Below are 16,987 nucleotides of genomic sequence, written 5' to 3' on the forward strand. Positions count from 1 at the left end.
TTCCGATGGAAGACCACTCGGTCGGCAGCCAACTCACCGCGGTTCAGGAGAACAATATCTTCCCGGGGCAGTACGGTGAACAGGGGCCGCTCGTGAACCTGCTCCAGACGGAGATGGTCGTACAACAGCTCTATCCCGAGGAATTTGGCTCTTTCGAACCGGACCAGTTCCCAGAGGTCCCCGAGGACAGACAGTTGTTCGACCGGCAGCGGGTCGCGGACATTATTACTGGCGACATTTAGTCCCGGTCCGTTGTCGGGTGGATTATACCGAGAAAACACAATATCGGTATTTTCAATATCGAACCGAAAATTGTAGACGAATACTCCGCTTTCCGATTGAGTAGTTAGTGATACGGTAGAATATAAGGAATACTGATCCGATTGTCCAAAAGTACTATAAGCGATTGTGTGGTTGATTCACACATGTTATCTCACGAAGGAAACACGCATTCGCATCGTGGCGGAGTAGACCGATACTGCCGTCATTGCAAGGACGTCTCGATGGCGTACGACCCGGCGACTGACCGACCCCGCTGTCGGTCCTGTGGAAAACTCGGGTGAGAGCAGACCGATGAGCATTCGTCGGCGAATCAGCGAAACAGTCGGGTTTGGGGCGAACCATCAGTGTGATTTCTGTGGTTTGTCGTTCGATACCGAGCGACAGCACTGTCCGGCGTGTGGCTACGCCGCTCCAGCTGGCGAGGACTGATACGGATTGGCGTCGTGATGTCTCGGTGCGCGCCCTTCGCGTAGTCGGGATTCCCCGAGAAAATACACAGCACTCGGAGGAGTAGAGGATCCGATCTACGGCTTGACGAGGACTTTGATCGCCTCGCGTTCGTCCATCGCCCGATATCCCTCGGGAACGCCGTCGAGGTCGACCGTTTTCGTAAAGATCGGCGAGGGATCGAGCGTGCCCTGCAATACGTCGGCAAGCAGGTCGTCGGCGTAGGCACGCACGGGTGCCACGCCGCCGTTGAGTCCGATGTTGTCGCCGAACAGCGAGAACACGTCCAACCCGGAGTCGTCGAGCCCGTGCGGGACGCCGACGTAGCCGACGGTCCCACCCGGGCGACAGACGTCGATGGCGGTCTCCATCGCCGAGGCCGCACCGACACATTCCATAACGTGGTTCGCACCGCCGTTTGTCAGATCGGTCGCCGCGTCCACGGCGTCCTGCCCACGGGCGGCGATGGTTTCCGTCGCGCCAAAGGACTCCGCGAGTTCAAGACGATCCTCGTGGTGCCCCATCGCGATAATCCGTTCCGCCCCGAGGCGTCGCGCCGCGAGCACACCACACAGTCCGACAGCCCCGTCGCCGACGACGATACAGGTGTCCCCCTCGTCGACGCCGGCGCTCACTGCCGCGTGGTGGCCGGTCCCCATCACGTCGGTCAGCGGGAGAATCGCTTCCAGGGTGTCCTCGTCGTCGGCGTGGCGGTCGGGAATCCGGACGAGCGTCCCGTCGGCTTCAGTCGCCCGGACGTACTCGCCCTGGCCGCCGCCGTTGTCGCCGCCCCAGGAGTCGTCGTTGACACAGGAGGTGTGCAGCCCCTTCCGGCAGAACTCACACCGACCACAGCTGATGACGAACGGGGCGAACACCCGGTCGCCGGGCTCGACTGAGCGCACGTCGTCGCCGACTTTCTCGACGATACCCATGGGCTCGTGGCCGACGCGGGACCCCTCCTCCCGGTCGCTCTGGCCGCGGTAGAACCACAGGTCGGACCCACAGACCGCGGTGTGGGTCACGCGGACGATGGCGTCGGTCGGCGATTCGATCTCCGGACGGGGAACCTCTTCGACGGTGATCTCACCGGGGCCACGGTAGATGGCTGCGCGCATGCGCTCAATTCGGGTCGGCTGTGGAAAACCGTTCCCATGCCGTCTGTCACATCCGCCCGGCCGTATTTATTGGATGGAAACAATTACCACTGGGGGGATAGAAGTACGGGACCATGACGGATGTTCTCGTCGTCGGCGGGGGCCCCGCCGGCCTGAGTGCCGCACTGTTCACGCAGAAGAACGGCCTGGAAACGACCGTCTTCGACACCGACGGGACCTGGATGCACAAGGCACACCTGTTCAACTACCTCGGGATCGGCTCCCAGGACGGGTCCGCGTTCATGGAGACGGCCCGGACCCAGGTCGATAGTTTCGGCGTCGACCGCAAGCAGGGCACAAAAGTGACCGACGTGGGACAAACCGATGCCGGATTCGAGGTCACAACTGAGGAGGACACGCACGAAGCGACGTATCTCGTCCTCGCGACGGGTGCGAACCGTGATCTCGCTGAATCCCTGGGCTGTGACATGACTGACGAGGATGTCGTCGACGTGGACGTGACGATGGAAACGAGCGTTGATGACGCCTACGCGACGGGGGGCATGGTCAGAGCCGAGGAGTGGCAGGCCGTCATCTCCGCTGGCGACGGCGCGGCGGCGGCCCTGAATATTCTCACGAAGGAGAAAGGGGAGCACTTCCACGACTTCGATACGCCCGCCGACGCGGACGCGTTGTTCGGCACAGGGGAGTAACCCTGCGTCGGCTCTGCGCCGACTATCCCATTGCTAACCCTCGAACACCGTCTTATCGGTACGAGACTGGCGAGAAGGGACAGTGCCGATGCCCAGCCCGCTCGGTCCTGTCATTGATAAGCAGGTACGTAATCCGCGGGATTAGTGGCTGTGTCGTCTCGCTGTGTCCGTTTCGGTATCTCAGACCGGCTGATCGAATTATCGACTGATTCACTATGGTACCACAGAACAACCTGATTCCCTGTGAAGGAGTTCGAGTTCACCGTCAGGTTCACTTCGGGAACCGACCCGGTGATGGACCTGTTTCGGGAGTATCCCACGCTACGACTCCGGAACGCGACGTGTACCGTCACCGGAAACGCCATGTGGCGAATCGACCACGTCGATGGTCCCGCTGACGCCATCTCGGCCTTTGACGACGTGTTTCTCGACGACAGTCGCTGTAACGAGCGGCTCAACCAGCACTGTTGTTCCGGGACGCGGGAGTATCAGGTTCTCGACCGGCAACCGACCGCACGGACTGTGTACACGTACCACGACCGGGCCGACCGTTGTTGCGCCGTGCCCGCTATCGTCACTGAGTACATCGGCGATGGCGTCGTCTTCGAATCCGAACGTGCCGACAGCGCATACCGGTGGCGGGTGTTGTCGCCGGTCGATACCTCACTGGACTCGCTGTTCGATCACCTCGAATCGGCGCTCCGGACCGGATTGCAGCTCGATATCGACCATCTGGGAAACGGTGAACTATGGCGGGAGAAACCGCAGCCCGCGTTCCCGCAATGAGTGTCTGCGGCCCATCGCCGTGTGTATACGATGTACTAGAATATTTACGGTGATTTGGGTCACATACGACGCCGCTAAACTCCGCGCCGTACTTAGTGGACCGACCGGTCGTCGCTTTGATCGATTGCTTCAATCGGGTCGGCGTTGCCAAACGTCGGTTCGGGGCCGTCACCGGCCGCGGCCCACTCGCAGGCGTTTGCGAGGACCTGCTGGATGTCTTCGTTGTGGTAGATCGGATACGTCTCGTGGCCCGGGCGGAAATAGAAGACCCGGCCCGCGCCGCGACGGTAGCAACATCCCGACCGGAACACCTCGCCACCCTCGAACCAGGAGTTGAACACGAGCGTGTCCGGCGCGGGGATATCGAAGCGTTCCCCGTACATTTCGGTTTCCGGCAGTTCGATGTACTCGTCGACGCCGTCGGCGATGGGGTGGCCGGGTTCGACGACCCACAACCGCTCGGTCTCGGCTGCCTCGCGCCACTTCAGACTGCAGGTCGTCCCCATCAGTTCGCGGAAGATTTTCGAGTAATGACCCGAGTGGAGGACGATGAGTCCCATGCCGTCGAGCACGTGCTCTTTCACGCGGGCGACGACCTCGTCGTCGACCTGGTCGTGTGCTGCGTGCCCCCACCAGGTCAGGACATCCGTTTCCGCCAGTACGTCTTCGGTAAGGCCATGTTCGGGTTCCTGTAGTGTCGCGGTTTCCGTGTCGAACCCGCGCTCGTCGAGTGCTGCGGCGATAGCGCCGTGAATCCCGTCGGGGTACAGGTCCGCGACCGCTTCGTGTTCCTGCTCGTGGACGTTTTCATTCCAGACAGTGACGCGTGTCATACTCGTGGTTTCCACCTCCGCCGTAACGGCGTTCGCCAAGCGGCAATCCGTACGACCGGAGGCGTGATGGCCGGTTCGCTTCCACCGCGCGCCAGCGGTTGCCGAATGGTGCTCCGGGACCCCCCGTTCTGAACGGCGATACGACCCGGTTCCCAGCTATGTCCACGTGCCTGTGAATTTCGCCCTGAAACCGACGAATACAGACGACTGTACCGGCCTCCAGTAAGAGTACACACGACTGAAATCGTGGCGTAAACGGCCGTTATCCCGGTTACACACGACTGTACCCGTTTTCCACCGTTCGGACAGAATAGGTCCCGATATTCACGCTATCAACGCCTCACACGCCCGTTCTCCAGCTAATCTGGGTAGACTATTATGTAAACAGTAGATAGGTATAAATACTCCCTGCTAAACGAGGTGATTGATGCACCTGACCAGAAACCGACGTATCGGATGGTTTCGAGCGATAGAGCCGCGTACCGAGGTGGTCTCGGGATGAGACCGCGACCATTCAACCCGACGGACGGAGTCGGTGACAGTACTGGCACAGCTCCGGACGAACGAATACCGGGAGTGAGCACCCATGTCTGAACACACACTGGTGCTCCTGGCGCTGCTGCCGCTGGCGACGATTGCGGTGCTGATGGTCGGGCTGTACCAGCCCGCGACACGGACGATGCCTATCGCATGGGCGGTGGCGGCTATCGCCGCCTTCGTCGGCTGGCAGATGTCGCCCCGACTCATCGCCGCCGCGTCGATACGCGGTGCGCTGACAGCGACCAGAATCCTGGTTATCGTCTTCGGTGCGATACTCCTGCTGTACACGCTGAAACAGTCCGGCGCGTTCGAGGTCATCAACGCGGGCTTCTCCTCGATCAGCGACGACCGGCGCGTACAGGTCATCCTGCTCGTCTTCCTCATGGGGTCGTTCATCGAGGGGGCGGCCGGTTTCGGGACGCCCGCGGCCATCGTCGGTCCGCTGCTGGTCGGCCTGGGCTTCCCGCCGCTGGCCGCTGTGGTCGTCGCGCTCACCGGGAACATCCTCGCAATCACCTTCGGCGCGGTCGGCACGCCGCTGATTATCGGACTCCGCGACGTGGTGTTCGCGGAGGGGACCGGCGCAGCACAGCAAGTTGTCCAGCAGGGTGGCTTCGAGAGCGTCGGCGCGTACGTCGCCCAGATCGGCGTGTGGGCGGCGGTCATCCACGCGATCGTCGGCATCGCCATCCCATTCATCGGTGTGGCGATGATGACGCGCTTCTTCGGCGAGGAACGGTCTCTCAAACCGGCACTCGAAGTCCTGCCGCTGTGCCTGTTCGCGTGGGCCTCCTTCGCGATCCCGTACGTCGCCACCGCGTACTTCCTCGGCCCGACGTTCCCTGGCCTGCTGGGGGCGATGGTCGGACTGCTGGTGGTCACGACTACGCTTCGTGCCGGATACTTCCTCCCCGATGAGGAGTGGGACTTCGGCCCGCAGGACCAGTGGCCGGACCACTGGATCGGTAGCATCGAGCCCGGAGAGGGTGTCGGCACCGCGTCGGGCGGGAGCCGAGAGGGAACTGTCGCGGCAGATGGTGGGACCGCGTCGTTCGAGGAATCCCACTCGCAGGACATGTCGCTGGGCATGGCCTGGCTGCCGTACCTTCTCGTCGCCGCGCTGCTCGTCGTGACTCGCGTCGTCAGTCCGATCCAGGAGTTCCTGTCGACAAACGGCGTCCTCCTGTGGAGTAACATCCTCGGAACGCCGTTCTCGGAAGGCGTCGAGATGCTCTATCTCCCCGGGAGCCTCTTCGTCCTCGTCGCCGTGATCACGTACGCGCTCCACGGGATGGACGCTGACGGCATCAAGGCCTCCTGGAGCGAGGCGCTCCGGAACATCGCGCCGGCCGTCGTCGCGCTGTGGTTCGCGGTCGCCACGGTCATGATTATGCAGCGGACCGGCAGCGCCGTGGTGCTGGAGGCCGCGCCGATCGACGCCGGAATGCTCGGCCTGCTGTCGGAGATCACGGCGAACGGCACTGGCCAGATGTTCCCGTTCTTCTCGGGCTTCATCGGCGCGTTCGGTGCCTTCATCGCCGGTTCGAACACGGTCAGCGACATCCTGTTCGGGCTGTTCCAGTTCCAGGCGGCCCAGCAGATCGGTGCCCCGACCCAGATTATCGTCGCCGCACAGGCGGTCGGCGGCGCAATCGGTAACCTCGTCGCGATCCACAACGTGGTCGCCGCCCTCACGGTGGTCGGACTCATCGGTGAGGAGGGCCGTGTCATCCGTCTCGAACTGATACCGGTGCTGTACTACGGCGTGTTCACGGGCATCCTGACGCTCATCCTGGTGTACGTCGTGGCACCGGGCGCGTTCTAACACTCTCTCATTTCCTACTCATGGCATACGATTCCCGACCCCCCGAACAGCGTGATCCGGCGGCGGCCCCGAGTGCGAACTACGATTACCAGGGCGACAGCGTCCACCGGCCGGATCTGGTGGCGGCCCTGGAGCGCCGTGTGGACGGCGACGTCCGCTTTGACACCTACACCCGTGAGCTGTTCGCGTCGGACGCGAGCGCCTACGAACAGCTTCCGATAGGTGTGGTTTCGCCGGTCTCGACCGATGACGTGGTCGCGGTGATGGAGTACTGCGCAGACGAGGATATTCCGGTGCTCCCTCGGGGCGGCGGGACAAGTCTCGCCGGGCAGGCCGTCAACGAGGCGGTCGTCCTCGATTTCAAACGGCACATGGACGAGACGCTGTCAGTCGACCCGGAGGCCGGGCGGGCCCGGGCACAGGCCGGCATCACCATCGCCCGACTCAACGACCGGCTCGAACCGCACGGCCTGAAGTTCGCGCCGGACCCCGCGTGGGGCGATAAGAGCGTCCTCGGCGGTGCAATCGGGAACAACACGACCGGCGCACATTCGCTGAAATACGGCAAAACCGACGCCTACATCGAGGAGTGCGAGGTCGTTCTCGCGGACGGTACCCGGACGACCTTCGGCTGGGTCGACGTCGATGAGCTCAAAGCGCGAGTAGCCGAGGCCGGCCCGGACGCCGACCTCGAAACCCGGATCTACGCCGAAGTCGCCGAGATCCTTTCAGAGGACGCCGAAGAGATCGACGCGAGATATCCGGATCTCAAACGCAACGTCTCCGGGTACAATCTGGACGAACTGGTCGACAGCGCCAGGGAGCGCGGCGAGGTCAACCTCGCCCGACTGCTCGCCGGGAGCGAGGGGACGCTGGCCGTCGTGACCGAAGCGACGGTCTCGCTGGAACCCGTCCCCGACGCTACAGCCGTCGCGATGCTGACCTACGACGATATCATCTCGGCGATGCGGGACGTCGCTCCGATTCTCGACCACGACCCCTCGGCCGTCGAGGTGATGGACGACGTGCTCCTCGACCTCGCTGCGGAGACCCCTGAGTTCGCTGATGTCGTCGGCATGCTCCCCGAGGAGACGGATTCGACGCTGCTCGTCGAGTTCTACGCGGATTCGGCCGAGGACGGCGCACAGAAGGTCGCCGACCTGCTCGCCGACCGGCTCCCGGGCTACGACGCCAGAGAGTCGCCGAGCGACGGGGCGGGTTCGGTCACCGACGCCCCGGTCAACGCCGTCGACGCGCTGGAGGCCTACGACGCGGATCGGCAGGCGAAGTTCTGGAAGATGCGCAAGTCCGGGCTGCCGATTCTGCTGTCGCGGACCGGCGACGACAAGCACTGGCCGTTCGTCGAGGACACGGCGGTCCCGGCCGAGAACCTCCCGGAGTACGTCGCCGACATCCGGGAGCTGTTCGACGAGCACGACACCTTCGCCTCGTACTACGCTCACGCCGGCCCCGGCGTCCTGCACATCCGGCCGCTATTGAACCTGAAATCCGGGGACGGTATCGAGACGATGGAAGCTATCTCCGACGCTATCACGGACCTCGTCGTTCAGTACGACGGGTCGGTGTCGGGCGAACACGGCGACGGTCGCGCCCGTACCCAGTGGAACCGCAAACTCTACGGCGACGACCTCTGGGAGACGTTCCGCGACCTGAAGTCGGCGTTCGATCCGGACTGGCGACTGAACCCGGGCAACATCTGTGGCGACCACGACCCGGCCGAAAATCTCCGGTACGACCCGGACTACGAGTTCGACGCGGGCTTCGAACCCACGCTCGACTGGGACAACGAAAACGGGTTCCAGGGGATGGTCGAACTCTGTCACGGCTGTGCGGGCTGTACGGGCCACCAGGAGACCACGGGCGGCGTGATGTGTCCGACTTACCGCGCCGCCGAGGAGGAGATCACCAGCACTCGGGGCCGGGCGAATATGCTCCGGTCGGCGATGGACGGTGACCTCCCCGACGATCCCTTCGACGAGGAGTTCGTTACCGAAGTGCTGGACCTCTGTATCGGCTGTAAAGGCTGCAAGAAGGACTGTCCGAGCGGCGTCGACATGGCGAAGCTCAAAGCCGAGGTGGTCCACGAACACCACCAGCGTGAAGGGATCTCGCTGCGGGACAAACTGTTCGCCAACGTCGAGACGGTGCTCTCGCTCGGGAGCGCGTTCGCCCCGGTGTCGAACTGGCTGATGGACCTGCCGGGCTCGGGCCGCCTGATGGAGGCGACGGTCGGTATCACGGGGGAGCGCACGTTGCCCGCCTTCCACCGGACAACGTTCACTGACTGGTGGGCCGACCGCGGCGGGGCACAGGTCCCGGCGGCCGAGGCCGACCGACAGGCGCTCGTGCTCGCCGATCCGTACACGAACTACAGTCACCCCGATGTCGGGAAAGCGGCCGTGCGTGTGCTCGAAGCGGCGGGCGTCCACGTGGCAGTGCCCGACGACGTGACCGACAGCGGTCGTCCGGCGTACTCGAAGAGTATGCTGGACCACGCCCGCGAGACGGCACAGGCGAACGTCCACGCCCTCGCACCGCGCATCCGCGACGGCTGGGACGTGGTCACCATCGAACCCTCCGACGCGGTCATGTACCAGGTCGACTACCAGGATTTGCTGTCGGGCGACGACGTCGACACCGTCGCGGCGAACACGTACGGCGTCTGCGAGTATCTCGACACGTTCCGGCTCGGGGAGGCCATCTCCTTCGACGAACCGGGCGACTCGCTGGCGTACCACGGCCACTGTCACCAGAAAGCGACGAAGAAAGACCACCACGCCGTCGGCGTTCTTAGGCGGGCCGGCTACGCCGTCGACCCGCTTGATTCGGGCTGTTGTGGCATGGCCGGCTCCTTCGGCTACGAGGCCGAACACTACTCGATGAGCGAGGCCATCGCGAACCTCCTCCTGGGACAGATCGACGACTCGGCGGCCGAGCAGGTCGTCGCGCCCGGCGCGTCCTGCCGGTCGCAACTCGACGACCTCGGTGACGGCGACACGGAGCCGCCACATCCCATCGAGATGGTCGCGGCGGCGCTACAGTAGCACGCTCGCGTTTGACGGGCTTCCGAGCGGCGGCGTCAGATTCCGATACCGTCCCGCTGTCTGACCGCAACGTCGTATCCGTCCACTGTCGACCGAAGCGCCTGTGTGAACGGCTCGACGTCGAACCGGCCGTGGACTCTGACCGTGGTCGCGGAGCCAGCCTGGGGCTTGGCGGTGATTTTCGGCCGACCGACCCGGCCGCCGGAGTGGATGTCGACGCTGTAGAGGGCGTCGTATGGCTGTGTCTCGACCTCCTCGGCGGTTTCGATGGCTGCGGACACGCCTTCTTTTGCCACCTGCGATGCGAACGCTGCGGCCTGCTGGTCCGGCGACCCGAACAGCAGATCGACGGGCGTCAGGTAGCCGTACTCGACGAAGTAGGCCCGCTCCGTACAGAACAACACGTCGAGCAGCCGGAGCGGATACGAGCCACGCATCGTGTAATGCAGGTGGACGCGGAGTTCGTCGGTCACGAGAACCACCCTTTTGCGGTGGCGGCCTCAGTGACCGTCCCGTCCGCCGCGACTTTCGCCCGGGCCACCCGATACATCGTATATCCCTGTACGAGCAGATAGATCGCCCAGAGAGCGTACCCGCCCGGTGCGCTCCCGAGCATGGTGGTCCGGACGGCAAACGTCCCCAGCCCCAGCCGTGTCGCCAGCCCGGTCCCGATCAGGAGGACGCTGAAGTAGCCGAAAAACGCTGCAGCGACCCACATCGCGGCGACGCGGCCCCAGCCCGGCATCGTGTGCTCGGGCAACCGGACCGTGTTGACGAGCTGGACGATGACGATGTAGGGCCACATCAACAGTCCGGACATCGCCGCGCCGACGACCAGCAGCCCGAAGGGATCGGATATCGATATCGGGAGGGTGAGGATGAGCACGCCCCAGCCACAGAAGACGGTCAGCAGTCCCCAGAACAGCCGCGGCAGGCTCCAGCCCGCGTCCCGACCGTACAGCTCGTAGATGATGTCGGAGCTGTTCCGGACGAACGACTCGATGATCGCGTACTCGGTCGTGAACAGGGCGAGAAACAGCGTTACGTAGATGACGCTCGTCGCGAACCCGCCGACCGACGGCGCGATTTCGATGAGCCACATATCGACCGCATCGCTCGTCGCCCCCGGTGCCTGTGACACCGCGATGACGACTAGCATCGTCGTGACGAGCAGGAGGCCCAGAAGAAAGGTAAACAGGTGTTCGAGCTGCGTCACGCGCCACCAGCCACGCCACCGCTTGAGGTTCTGCGTGTCCGGGGTGAACGTGAACCCGTCCTCGTGGACCGTCTCCGGATCGTCGCCGGCGAAGGGGTTCTTGATCCGGCCCTGGTATCGCCCCATCCCGTAGCCCTTCTCGCGTATCCAGAGGCTCTGTGAGAGATTGAGGTAGCCGCCCGCGCCAGCGTAGGCCAACGCCCCGACCAGCACGGCGATAGTCCCGACCGGCGAGTAGTCGCCGACCTCTGTGAGACTCCCCGGGACGCTGACCAGCACGTCGACCGATCCGATGAGGACGAACAGCAGCAGCGTGAACGCAATAGACAGCGCTACCAGGACGAGCTGGAGGCTCTCGACGACGTTGTACATCAGCGGCGTCACCTGGTAGGTAATCCAGATGAACACCATGAGCGCGATGCCGAACAGTCGCCAGCCGACGACCTCGACGCCGGCGAGGTCGTACGTGCCGAGTGCAAGTCCCTGTGCCCCGATCTGTGCAGCGCTTGCAGCCCACCCCGGCCAGCCGAGACTGACGAATCCGCCGAGTAGCATTGCCAGCGGGAGGACCGGATGGACCCGTTCGAAGGCACGAAACACGCTCTCACCGGTCGCGAGTGACCACCGCTGTATCTCCGTGTTGACGACGAAATGGAGGCAGACGGCCACGAGAAACAGCCAGTACAGTCCCCACCCGTAGCTGGCGACCAGGTGCGGCCAGAACAGCGTCTCACCGCTCCCGAGTGACGCCCCAAGCATGATCGCGCTGGGACCGACAACGTGGCGAAGTTTCGGCACCTTCGGCAGCGTGAGTTCCCTGAACCGACCGCCCGACCCGGTATCCGGGTAGTCGTCGGTCTCCGGTGCCGCTTCGAGGTTCTCGTACGCGACCGGGGTGTACGAGGAGATCGGATAGCGCTGCTCTTTGAGTGAGGCGTACACTTCCGATGTCTCCGACTCCGCGTCTTCCGCTACCTCCGACTGTTCCGTCGGTTTTTCCTCTGGCATCGGTGCATTCACCCACCGACGTAGTGCCAGACGTGTTCGTGGTCGGCAGCCAGGTCGATCTGTGGGAGGTCCTCGAGCGCGGGCCCGATAGCGTCCCACCACTCGTCAGCGGTTTTGTAGCCCGCCGGATGCTCCTGAAACACTTCGGTAATGAGCTTCCCTGCATCGGTGTCGGGGTTTTCACGGAGGTAGTCGTATGCAGCTTTCAGCGCCGCACGTCTGTCGTCGAGTACCTCCCCCGTCCCCGGGAGGTCCGCGTCGGCGATACTGTGCTCGACCGGCGGTTCCCGTTCTTGCTGTGACTGCGTGCCCGAGGCGACGAGCTTGGAGAACGGGATCCACCAGACCCGACTCCGTGCGCCGACTTTCCGCGTTTCCAGGTCCCCTCGTTCCACGAGTATGTCGAGCTTGTTGTGTGCCGTTTTCCGGGAACAGCCGAGCGCGTCCATCACATCGGTTGCGGTCAACGGCTTCGCCTGATCCGCTCGATCTCGAAACACCGAGAGCACTCGCTCCGGTGTGAACTCTGCCGTGGACGGTGGCGACCTGTCGGCCCGACCATCGTCCGCGGTATTGCTCATATGTAGCCATTACAGTCGTATGTAATAGACTTTTCTGCAGAGAACTCCGATCCGGGAGCAAACGGTCTGGACCCGTCCAGCGCCTGATAGGTCACAATCATACACGAAGGAAAGCGCGCGTCCACTACCAGAAGCGTCGAAACGGACCATCATGCCACCAGCTGATTCGGGGTGCCAAGGCGGCCACTCCCTCATTGGGACCAGCCCCACTCCTCACTCGGCTGGTTCCGGCGCGGGCACCGACTGTTCGGTTTCCACGACCGCACGGTCGGGGAGTTCGGGGTTGGGTGTCCGACCGATCGTCAGCAGGCGCTCGGTGAGCGTCAGTTCCTCCGGACTGGGGCTCGGTTTCTGGACTTCCTCGTAGTCGACGACCACCTGCCCGTTTTCGGCGCTGATACGCACCGCACAGAGCTGGTAGGAGGGGAAAAACACCGGGGGTAGGAGTCCAATGATGCCGTCCCGACGGTGGAGGCGCTTGAGCCAGGTCCCGCTGTTGACGACCAGCCCGCCGTCGACCGACTGCACGCTCGGCCGGTGGGTGTGCCCGTAGCAGAAGACAACCGCGTCTTCGTTTTCCTCGAATACTTCCCGGGCGGCTTCCTTGTACGGCGTCTGGGTATCGACCGTGAGGTCGGTTTCGAAGACCCCGAAGCGGTTGATCGTCTTCTTGATGTCCCGCCGCAGGAGATACAACGGGATGCCAACGAGCAGCAGGAGTCCGGCCAGTGATGCGTTCACGACGAGCAACACCCAGATGGCGGTGCCGACCGTGCCGAACTGGCCCAGAAACGACGTCGTCGTTTCGACCGGCGCGGACCAGACGCCGAGCAGATTCAGCGCCGCCAGAATCGCCAGGATGGCGCTGATGTTGAACAGCAACAGGAACGGGACTAGGGCGTACCGCAACAGCGGGTTCATCTCCCGGTAAAAATACTTCGAGAGCATCCACACCGGGACCCGCTCCGTCGGGGTGACGGCCTGGACGTCCTTGAGCCAGTTGTACCGGCCCCGGTCCGAGAGCTGGCCGGCCCGGCTGGTCACGAGGGTGTTGTAGTAGTAGCCAAGGGGCGTCACGTTGGTGTCGCCCCAGTCCTCGATGCGGTTGTTCGGGTCCTGCTGATTGCCGTGTTCGACGTGGATTGCCTGGTCCCCCACCGGACGGGTAATCGATTTCGATTGGACGAGCCTGACGTTGTACGCTGCGAACCGCTCGACGTACTCGTCGTAGGCTGCGAGTTCGTGGTCGTGGTTGCCCGGCACCAGCGTTATCTGGATGTTCTCGCCGGTCTTTCGCAACTGCTCGAACAGCGACGGGTAGGTGTCTTCGAGGATGTCGAACTTCTCCAGTCCCGACACGCCCGTGAACTCCCACAGCCCGAACGCGTCGCCGTTGATGAGTAGCTCGACGTCCTCGTCGGTGGTCTCCAATCGCGCCAGAAAATCCAGCAGTTCGTCGAGGAACTCCACCTCCTCTAACTGCTCGTCGCCGCCGATGTGGAGGTCGCTGATGACGTAGTAGACGCGGTCGTCGGCGGAGCCGTCCATTGAATACCGGTTCTTGATCCACAGACAAAGGCGTTGCTCTCCGGGAACCCACTGCAAGAAATCGTCGCGTCGGCCGGGACTGTCGCGGACAGATGCGTGTCCCCTCGGTAGCGAGACCTGCCCGGTTACAGTTCCAGTACGGCCCGGAACCGCGCTTCGTTGTCGATCATGCGTCCGTACGCTGTTTCGACCTCTTCGAGCGGGTACGTCTCTATTTTCGGCGCGATATCACGGAGCGAACTGAACTCCAGCGTGTCCTGCGAGTCGCGTGCATGGCCGGAGGCCCAGCCCTCGACCCCGCCACGGGTCTGGACGAGCTGCATAGCACTGACTTCCACTGGCTCGCCGGGGACGCCGACGACCACGACGGAGCCGTCGACGCCGATCCCGCTGACGATGGAACTGATGGCGTCGCTCGACGGTGCCGTCGCCAGCACTACGTCGGCCCCGCCGAGTTCCTGGAGCCGCTGGCCGGCGTCCACGTCCGCCGCGTTGATGAAGTGGTCGGCTCCCAGTTCCATTGCCAGCGACTCCTTTTCAGGGGTTCGGGAAATAGCGGCCGTCTCGAACCCGGCCGCGTGAGCGTACTGGATCCCGAGGTGGCCGAGTCCACCGACGCCCTGGACCGCGACGAGGTCCCCGACGTTCGCATCGCTGTTCCGGAGCGCGTTGAACGTCGTCACGCCGGCACAGAGCAGCGGTGCCGCGGCCGCCGCGTCCAGCGACTCCGGAATCCTCGCGAGCGCTTCCGACGGGGCAGTCATGTACTCGGCGTACCCGCCGTCGTAGCTCAGCCCGGTGACCTCGCCGTTCTCACACTGGAGGAAGTTCCCCTGCCGACACTGGTCACACGTCGAACAGTGGCCGCCGTGCCAGCCGACACCGACTCTGTCGCCCACGTCCCAGGCGTCGACGGCGTCGCCGACGGCGTCTACGTGTCCCGCTACCTCGTGGCCGGGGATTCGCGGATATGAGATGTCCGGGTTGGTCCCCTCCTTCGTGAACACGTCGCTGTGACAGATCCCACAGGCGTCGACCGAGACCCGTACCTCGCCGGAGTCCGGTTCGGGTACGTCTCGTTCGACGACCTCGAAGTCGGCTCCCGGTTCGGGAACGACCGCCGCTTGCATTGTGTCGGACATAGGTACACGTTCGGCTGGATGCGGAAAAGCGGCCAGTTCGCAGCCATCTGTGCCGATGGTGTTTCCGGTTCGTCACGAACCACTCAGCCGCGATTCACGCGATATCCGAACGGAATTCCGGGACGCCGCCGACACCAACGTCGGGAATCCGGAAGAGCGCACCGGCCCCGTCACCCTCCGTCGCTCTGTCGCCGTCGGTGAGCGCTGTCGTCAGATACAGGTCGGTGTACTCCGGGCCGCCGAAGGTGACCGACGAGACTTTGCGTGCCGGCAGGTCGAATTCGGTGACGGCCGCTCCGTCAGGGGAGTACCGAACGACTTTCCCGCCGTTCCACCGGGCCGACCAGACGTGGTCGTCCTCGTCGACGGTCATCCCGTCGGGGATCCCATCCGCGTCAGTGACATCCACGAACGTGCGCTCGTTCGAGAGGGCTCCGGTCGCCCGGTCGTAATCGAACGCGTATATCCGATGCGCTTCGGACTCCGTGAAGTAGAACGTCTCCAGATCGCTGGAAAAGCCCATCCCGTTCGGGATATCCACGTCTTCGATCACGAGCGAGACGGAGCCGTCGGTGTCGAGCCTGTACAGGTCGCCCAGATGGTCCTCGCCCGGCATGGTCCCACAGAACACCCGCCCCTCCGGATCGGCGATAACGTCATTGAACCGCGTGTCGGCGTCGATTTCAGCGACCAGGTCGGTCTCGTCCTCTCCGGTGACGAACCGTTCAACTCGGCGCTGGGTGAACAGCAGGAGCGCCCCGTCGGATTCGATTGTGTACCCGCCGATGGGGGCATCCTCTGTCTCGTATGCGACCGCGTACTCGCCGCTTGCGGGGTCGTACTGAAACAGCCGGCCGGCAGGGATGTCTACCCAGTAGAGGCGTTCGTCCTCGGGATGCCACAGCGGCCCTTCGCCCGTGTGTGCACGTGTGTCGGCGACGCGTTCCGTGTGAACCATGGGCAATGTTCTCCGCTCAGTCCCTTGAGCGTTATTGCTGGCTCCCAAGTGACCAACTCGCTGCCGGTGATCAGGATCGGAGCCGCTGGATGCGTTTCTCCGTCGGCGGATGGGTCGAGAACAGTTTCTCGAACAGTCCCTTGTCGGCGTTGAAAATACAGAGGGCGTTCATGCTGTCCTCGACTGTCGATTCCCGTCCTTCGGCACCGCGGGAGATCTTTTCGAGCGCGCGGGCCAACGGTTCACCGGTTCCGATGGCGCGGCGGGCGTCCGCGTCGGCGACGTACTCCCGATACCGCGAGATGGCCAGCACGAACACCATGACCAGCGCGTTCGCGAGCGAGGAGGCGACCATCGCCATGATCCAGGAGCCCATGTTTCGCTCGCCGCCGAACAGCACCGCGAAGTAGGCGACGTAGCCGACGAGCATCCCGATGGACTGGCCGACGACCATCGTGATGACGTCCCGGTTCTTGATGTGGGCCAGTTCGTGGGCGATCACGCCCTCCAGTTCATCGTCATCGAGCAGTTGCATCAGTTCGCTCGACACGACGACGACACCCGCGCCTTTCCGCCCGACGGCGAAGGCGTTGGGTACGCCCATGTCCATCACCATCAGTCGTGGCTCCTCGATGCCCATATCTCGGCAGAGCCGTCGGACCATCTGGTGGACGTAGCCGAACCGCTGGTCGTCCGGCATGTCCTCCGCGCCGCGGAGCGCCAGCCACTTCCCGAGTTTGTACTGGATCGCCGGAACGACGAGGATTCCGACGAGAAGCACCGGAATGAGCGGGAGACCTAACAGCACCGACAGTGCCGTCCCGGCGAAGACGTAGAACGCGAACAGAATCGCGCCGACGACCAGCATCCGCACCTGTAATCCGAAGTCTGTCATACAGGGTCAAGTCCGCCCGGCCGTATAAACAGTCTGGCCGACGATTCCGCT

Annotated in this window: 14 protein-coding genes; 5 read left to right on the forward strand and 9 right to left on the reverse strand. The window is 63.7% G+C overall.

Annotated features, from left to right (window positions below; all coding sequences use genetic code 11):
• The first annotated feature begins 5 nt into the window (after nucleotides 1-5).
• Nucleotides 6-242: a branched-chain amino acid ABC transporter substrate-binding protein gene (locus ACY9XZ_RS13910; protein WP_463457619.1), complete on the forward strand. Its 237-nt coding sequence runs from the start codon at nucleotides 6-8 to the stop codon at nucleotides 240-242.
• A gap of 564 nt (nucleotides 243-806) precedes the next feature.
• Here the strand turns inward: ACY9XZ_RS13910 and ACY9XZ_RS13915 are convergent.
• Nucleotides 807-1,847, reverse strand: a complete 1,041-nt coding sequence (locus ACY9XZ_RS13915; RefSeq protein WP_463457620.1) for a zinc-dependent alcohol dehydrogenase family protein — start codon at nucleotides 1,845-1,847, stop codon at nucleotides 807-809.
• Between the two features lie 113 nt (nucleotides 1,848-1,960).
• On the opposite strand from ACY9XZ_RS13915, the gene ACY9XZ_RS13920 reads away from it, so the two are divergent.
• Both ACY9XZ_RS13920 and ACY9XZ_RS13925 read left to right on the forward strand, forming a co-directional pair.
• On the forward strand, nucleotides 1,961-2,539 hold the full coding sequence (locus ACY9XZ_RS13920) for an FAD-dependent oxidoreductase (RefSeq protein WP_463457621.1): 579 nt from the start codon (nucleotides 1,961-1,963) through the stop codon (nucleotides 2,537-2,539).
• Nucleotides 2,540-2,782: 243 nt separating this feature from the next.
• A complete protein-coding gene (locus ACY9XZ_RS13925) occupies nucleotides 2,783-3,325 on the forward strand; it encodes a hypothetical protein (RefSeq protein ID WP_463457622.1) in 543 nt (180 codons plus the stop codon).
• Nucleotides 3,326-3,417: 92 nt separating this feature from the next.
• Here ACY9XZ_RS13925 and ACY9XZ_RS13930 read toward each other — a convergent pair whose 3' ends face one another.
• The gene (locus ACY9XZ_RS13930) at nucleotides 3,418-4,158 is read right to left on the reverse strand and encodes a ThuA domain-containing protein (RefSeq protein WP_463457623.1); all 741 of its coding nucleotides are present in this window, start codon (nucleotides 4,156-4,158) and stop codon (nucleotides 3,418-3,420) included.
• Between the two features lie 586 nt (nucleotides 4,159-4,744).
• Here ACY9XZ_RS13930 and ACY9XZ_RS13935 point away from each other — a divergent pair.
• Together ACY9XZ_RS13935 and ACY9XZ_RS13940 are read left to right on the forward strand one after the other, a co-directional pair.
• Nucleotides 4,745-6,523: an L-lactate permease gene (locus ACY9XZ_RS13935; protein ID WP_463457624.1), complete on the forward strand. Its 1,779-nt coding sequence runs from the start codon at nucleotides 4,745-4,747 to the stop codon at nucleotides 6,521-6,523.
• A gap of 20 nt (nucleotides 6,524-6,543) precedes the next feature.
• Nucleotides 6,544-9,588 (forward strand): FAD-binding and (Fe-S)-binding domain-containing protein, encoded by a 3,045-nt coding sequence (locus tag ACY9XZ_RS13940; protein WP_463457625.1) that lies wholly within the window; start codon nucleotides 6,544-6,546, stop codon nucleotides 9,586-9,588.
• A 35-nt stretch (nucleotides 9,589-9,623) separates the two neighbouring features.
• Here ACY9XZ_RS13940 and ACY9XZ_RS13945 read toward each other — a convergent pair whose 3' ends face one another.
• The 7 genes from ACY9XZ_RS13945 to ACY9XZ_RS13975 all read right to left on the reverse strand — a co-directional run bounded on the left by ACY9XZ_RS13945 (nucleotide 9,624) and on the right by ACY9XZ_RS13975 (nucleotide 16,936).
• A complete protein-coding gene (locus ACY9XZ_RS13945) occupies nucleotides 9,624-10,070 on the reverse strand; it encodes a hypothetical protein (RefSeq protein ID WP_463457626.1) in 447 nt (148 codons plus the stop codon).
• Nucleotides 10,058-11,812 (reverse strand): Nramp family divalent metal transporter, encoded by a 1,755-nt coding sequence (locus tag ACY9XZ_RS13950; protein WP_463457627.1) that lies wholly within the window; start codon nucleotides 11,810-11,812, stop codon nucleotides 10,058-10,060. Before ACY9XZ_RS13950 ends, ACY9XZ_RS13945 begins: the two co-directional genes overlap by 13 nt.
• An 8-nt stretch (nucleotides 11,813-11,820) precedes the next feature.
• Nucleotides 11,821-12,393, reverse strand: a complete 573-nt coding sequence (locus ACY9XZ_RS13955) for an ArsR family transcriptional regulator (RefSeq protein WP_463457628.1) — start codon at nucleotides 12,391-12,393, stop codon at nucleotides 11,821-11,823.
• A gap of 213 nt (nucleotides 12,394-12,606) precedes the next feature.
• On the reverse strand, nucleotides 12,607-13,941 hold the full coding sequence (locus ACY9XZ_RS13960; protein ID WP_463457629.1) for a metallophosphoesterase family protein: 1,335 nt from the start codon (nucleotides 13,939-13,941) through the stop codon (nucleotides 12,607-12,609).
• Nucleotides 13,942-14,066: 125 nt separating this feature from the next.
• Nucleotides 14,067-15,071, reverse strand: coding sequence for an alcohol dehydrogenase (locus ACY9XZ_RS13965; RefSeq protein ID WP_463458092.1), 1,005 nt, complete (start codon nucleotides 15,069-15,071; stop codon nucleotides 14,067-14,069).
• Between the two features lie 106 nt (nucleotides 15,072-15,177).
• A complete protein-coding gene (locus tag ACY9XZ_RS13970) occupies nucleotides 15,178-16,041 on the reverse strand; it encodes an SMP-30/gluconolactonase/LRE family protein (protein WP_463457630.1) in 864 nt (287 codons plus the stop codon).
• A gap of 70 nt (nucleotides 16,042-16,111) precedes the next feature.
• Entirely contained in the window at nucleotides 16,112-16,936 is an 825-nt protein-coding gene (locus ACY9XZ_RS13975; protein ID WP_463457631.1) for a M48 family metallopeptidase, read from the reverse strand.
• Nucleotides 16,937-16,987 lie beyond the last annotated feature (51 nt).

The sequence above is a fragment of the Haloarcula sp. HT12 genome, from assembly GCF_055271655.1.

Excerpts from the sequence above, each read along its gene's own strand:
- ACY9XZ_RS13950 (WP_463457627.1), bottom strand. The coding sequence starts at position 11,812 with ATGCCAGAGGAAAAACCGACGGAACAGTCGGAGGTAGCGGAAGACGCG.
- ACY9XZ_RS13935 (WP_463457624.1), top strand. The coding sequence starts at position 4,745 with ATGTCTGAACACACACTGGTGCTCCTGGCGCTGCTGCCGCTGGCGACG.
- ACY9XZ_RS13940 (WP_463457625.1), top strand. The coding sequence starts at position 6,544 with ATGGCATACGATTCCCGACCCCCCGAACAGCGTGATCCGGCGGCGGCC.
- ACY9XZ_RS13910 (WP_463457619.1), top strand. The coding sequence starts at position 6 with ATGGAAGACCACTCGGTCGGCAGCCAACTCACCGCGGTTCAGGAGAAC.
- ACY9XZ_RS13960 (WP_463457629.1), bottom strand. The coding sequence starts at position 13,941 with ATGGACGGCTCCGCCGACGACCGCGTCTACTACGTCATCAGCGACCTC.
- ACY9XZ_RS13955 (WP_463457628.1), bottom strand. The coding sequence starts at position 12,393 with ATGAGCAATACCGCGGACGATGGTCGGGCCGACAGGTCGCCACCGTCC.
- ACY9XZ_RS13915 (WP_463457620.1), bottom strand. The coding sequence starts at position 1,847 with ATGCGCGCAGCCATCTACCGTGGCCCCGGTGAGATCACCGTCGAAGAG.
- ACY9XZ_RS13920 (WP_463457621.1), top strand. The coding sequence starts at position 1,961 with ATGACGGATGTTCTCGTCGTCGGCGGGGGCCCCGCCGGCCTGAGTGCC.
- ACY9XZ_RS13965 (WP_463458092.1), bottom strand. The coding sequence starts at position 15,071 with ATGCAAGCGGCGGTCGTTCCCGAACCGGGAGCCGACTTCGAGGTCGTC.
- ACY9XZ_RS13970 (WP_463457630.1), bottom strand. The coding sequence starts at position 16,041 with ATGGTTCACACGGAACGCGTCGCCGACACACGTGCACACACGGGCGAA.
- ACY9XZ_RS13930 (WP_463457623.1), bottom strand. The coding sequence starts at position 4,158 with ATGACACGCGTCACTGTCTGGAATGAAAACGTCCACGAGCAGGAACAC.
- ACY9XZ_RS13975 (WP_463457631.1), bottom strand. The coding sequence starts at position 16,936 with ATGACAGACTTCGGATTACAGGTGCGGATGCTGGTCGTCGGCGCGATT.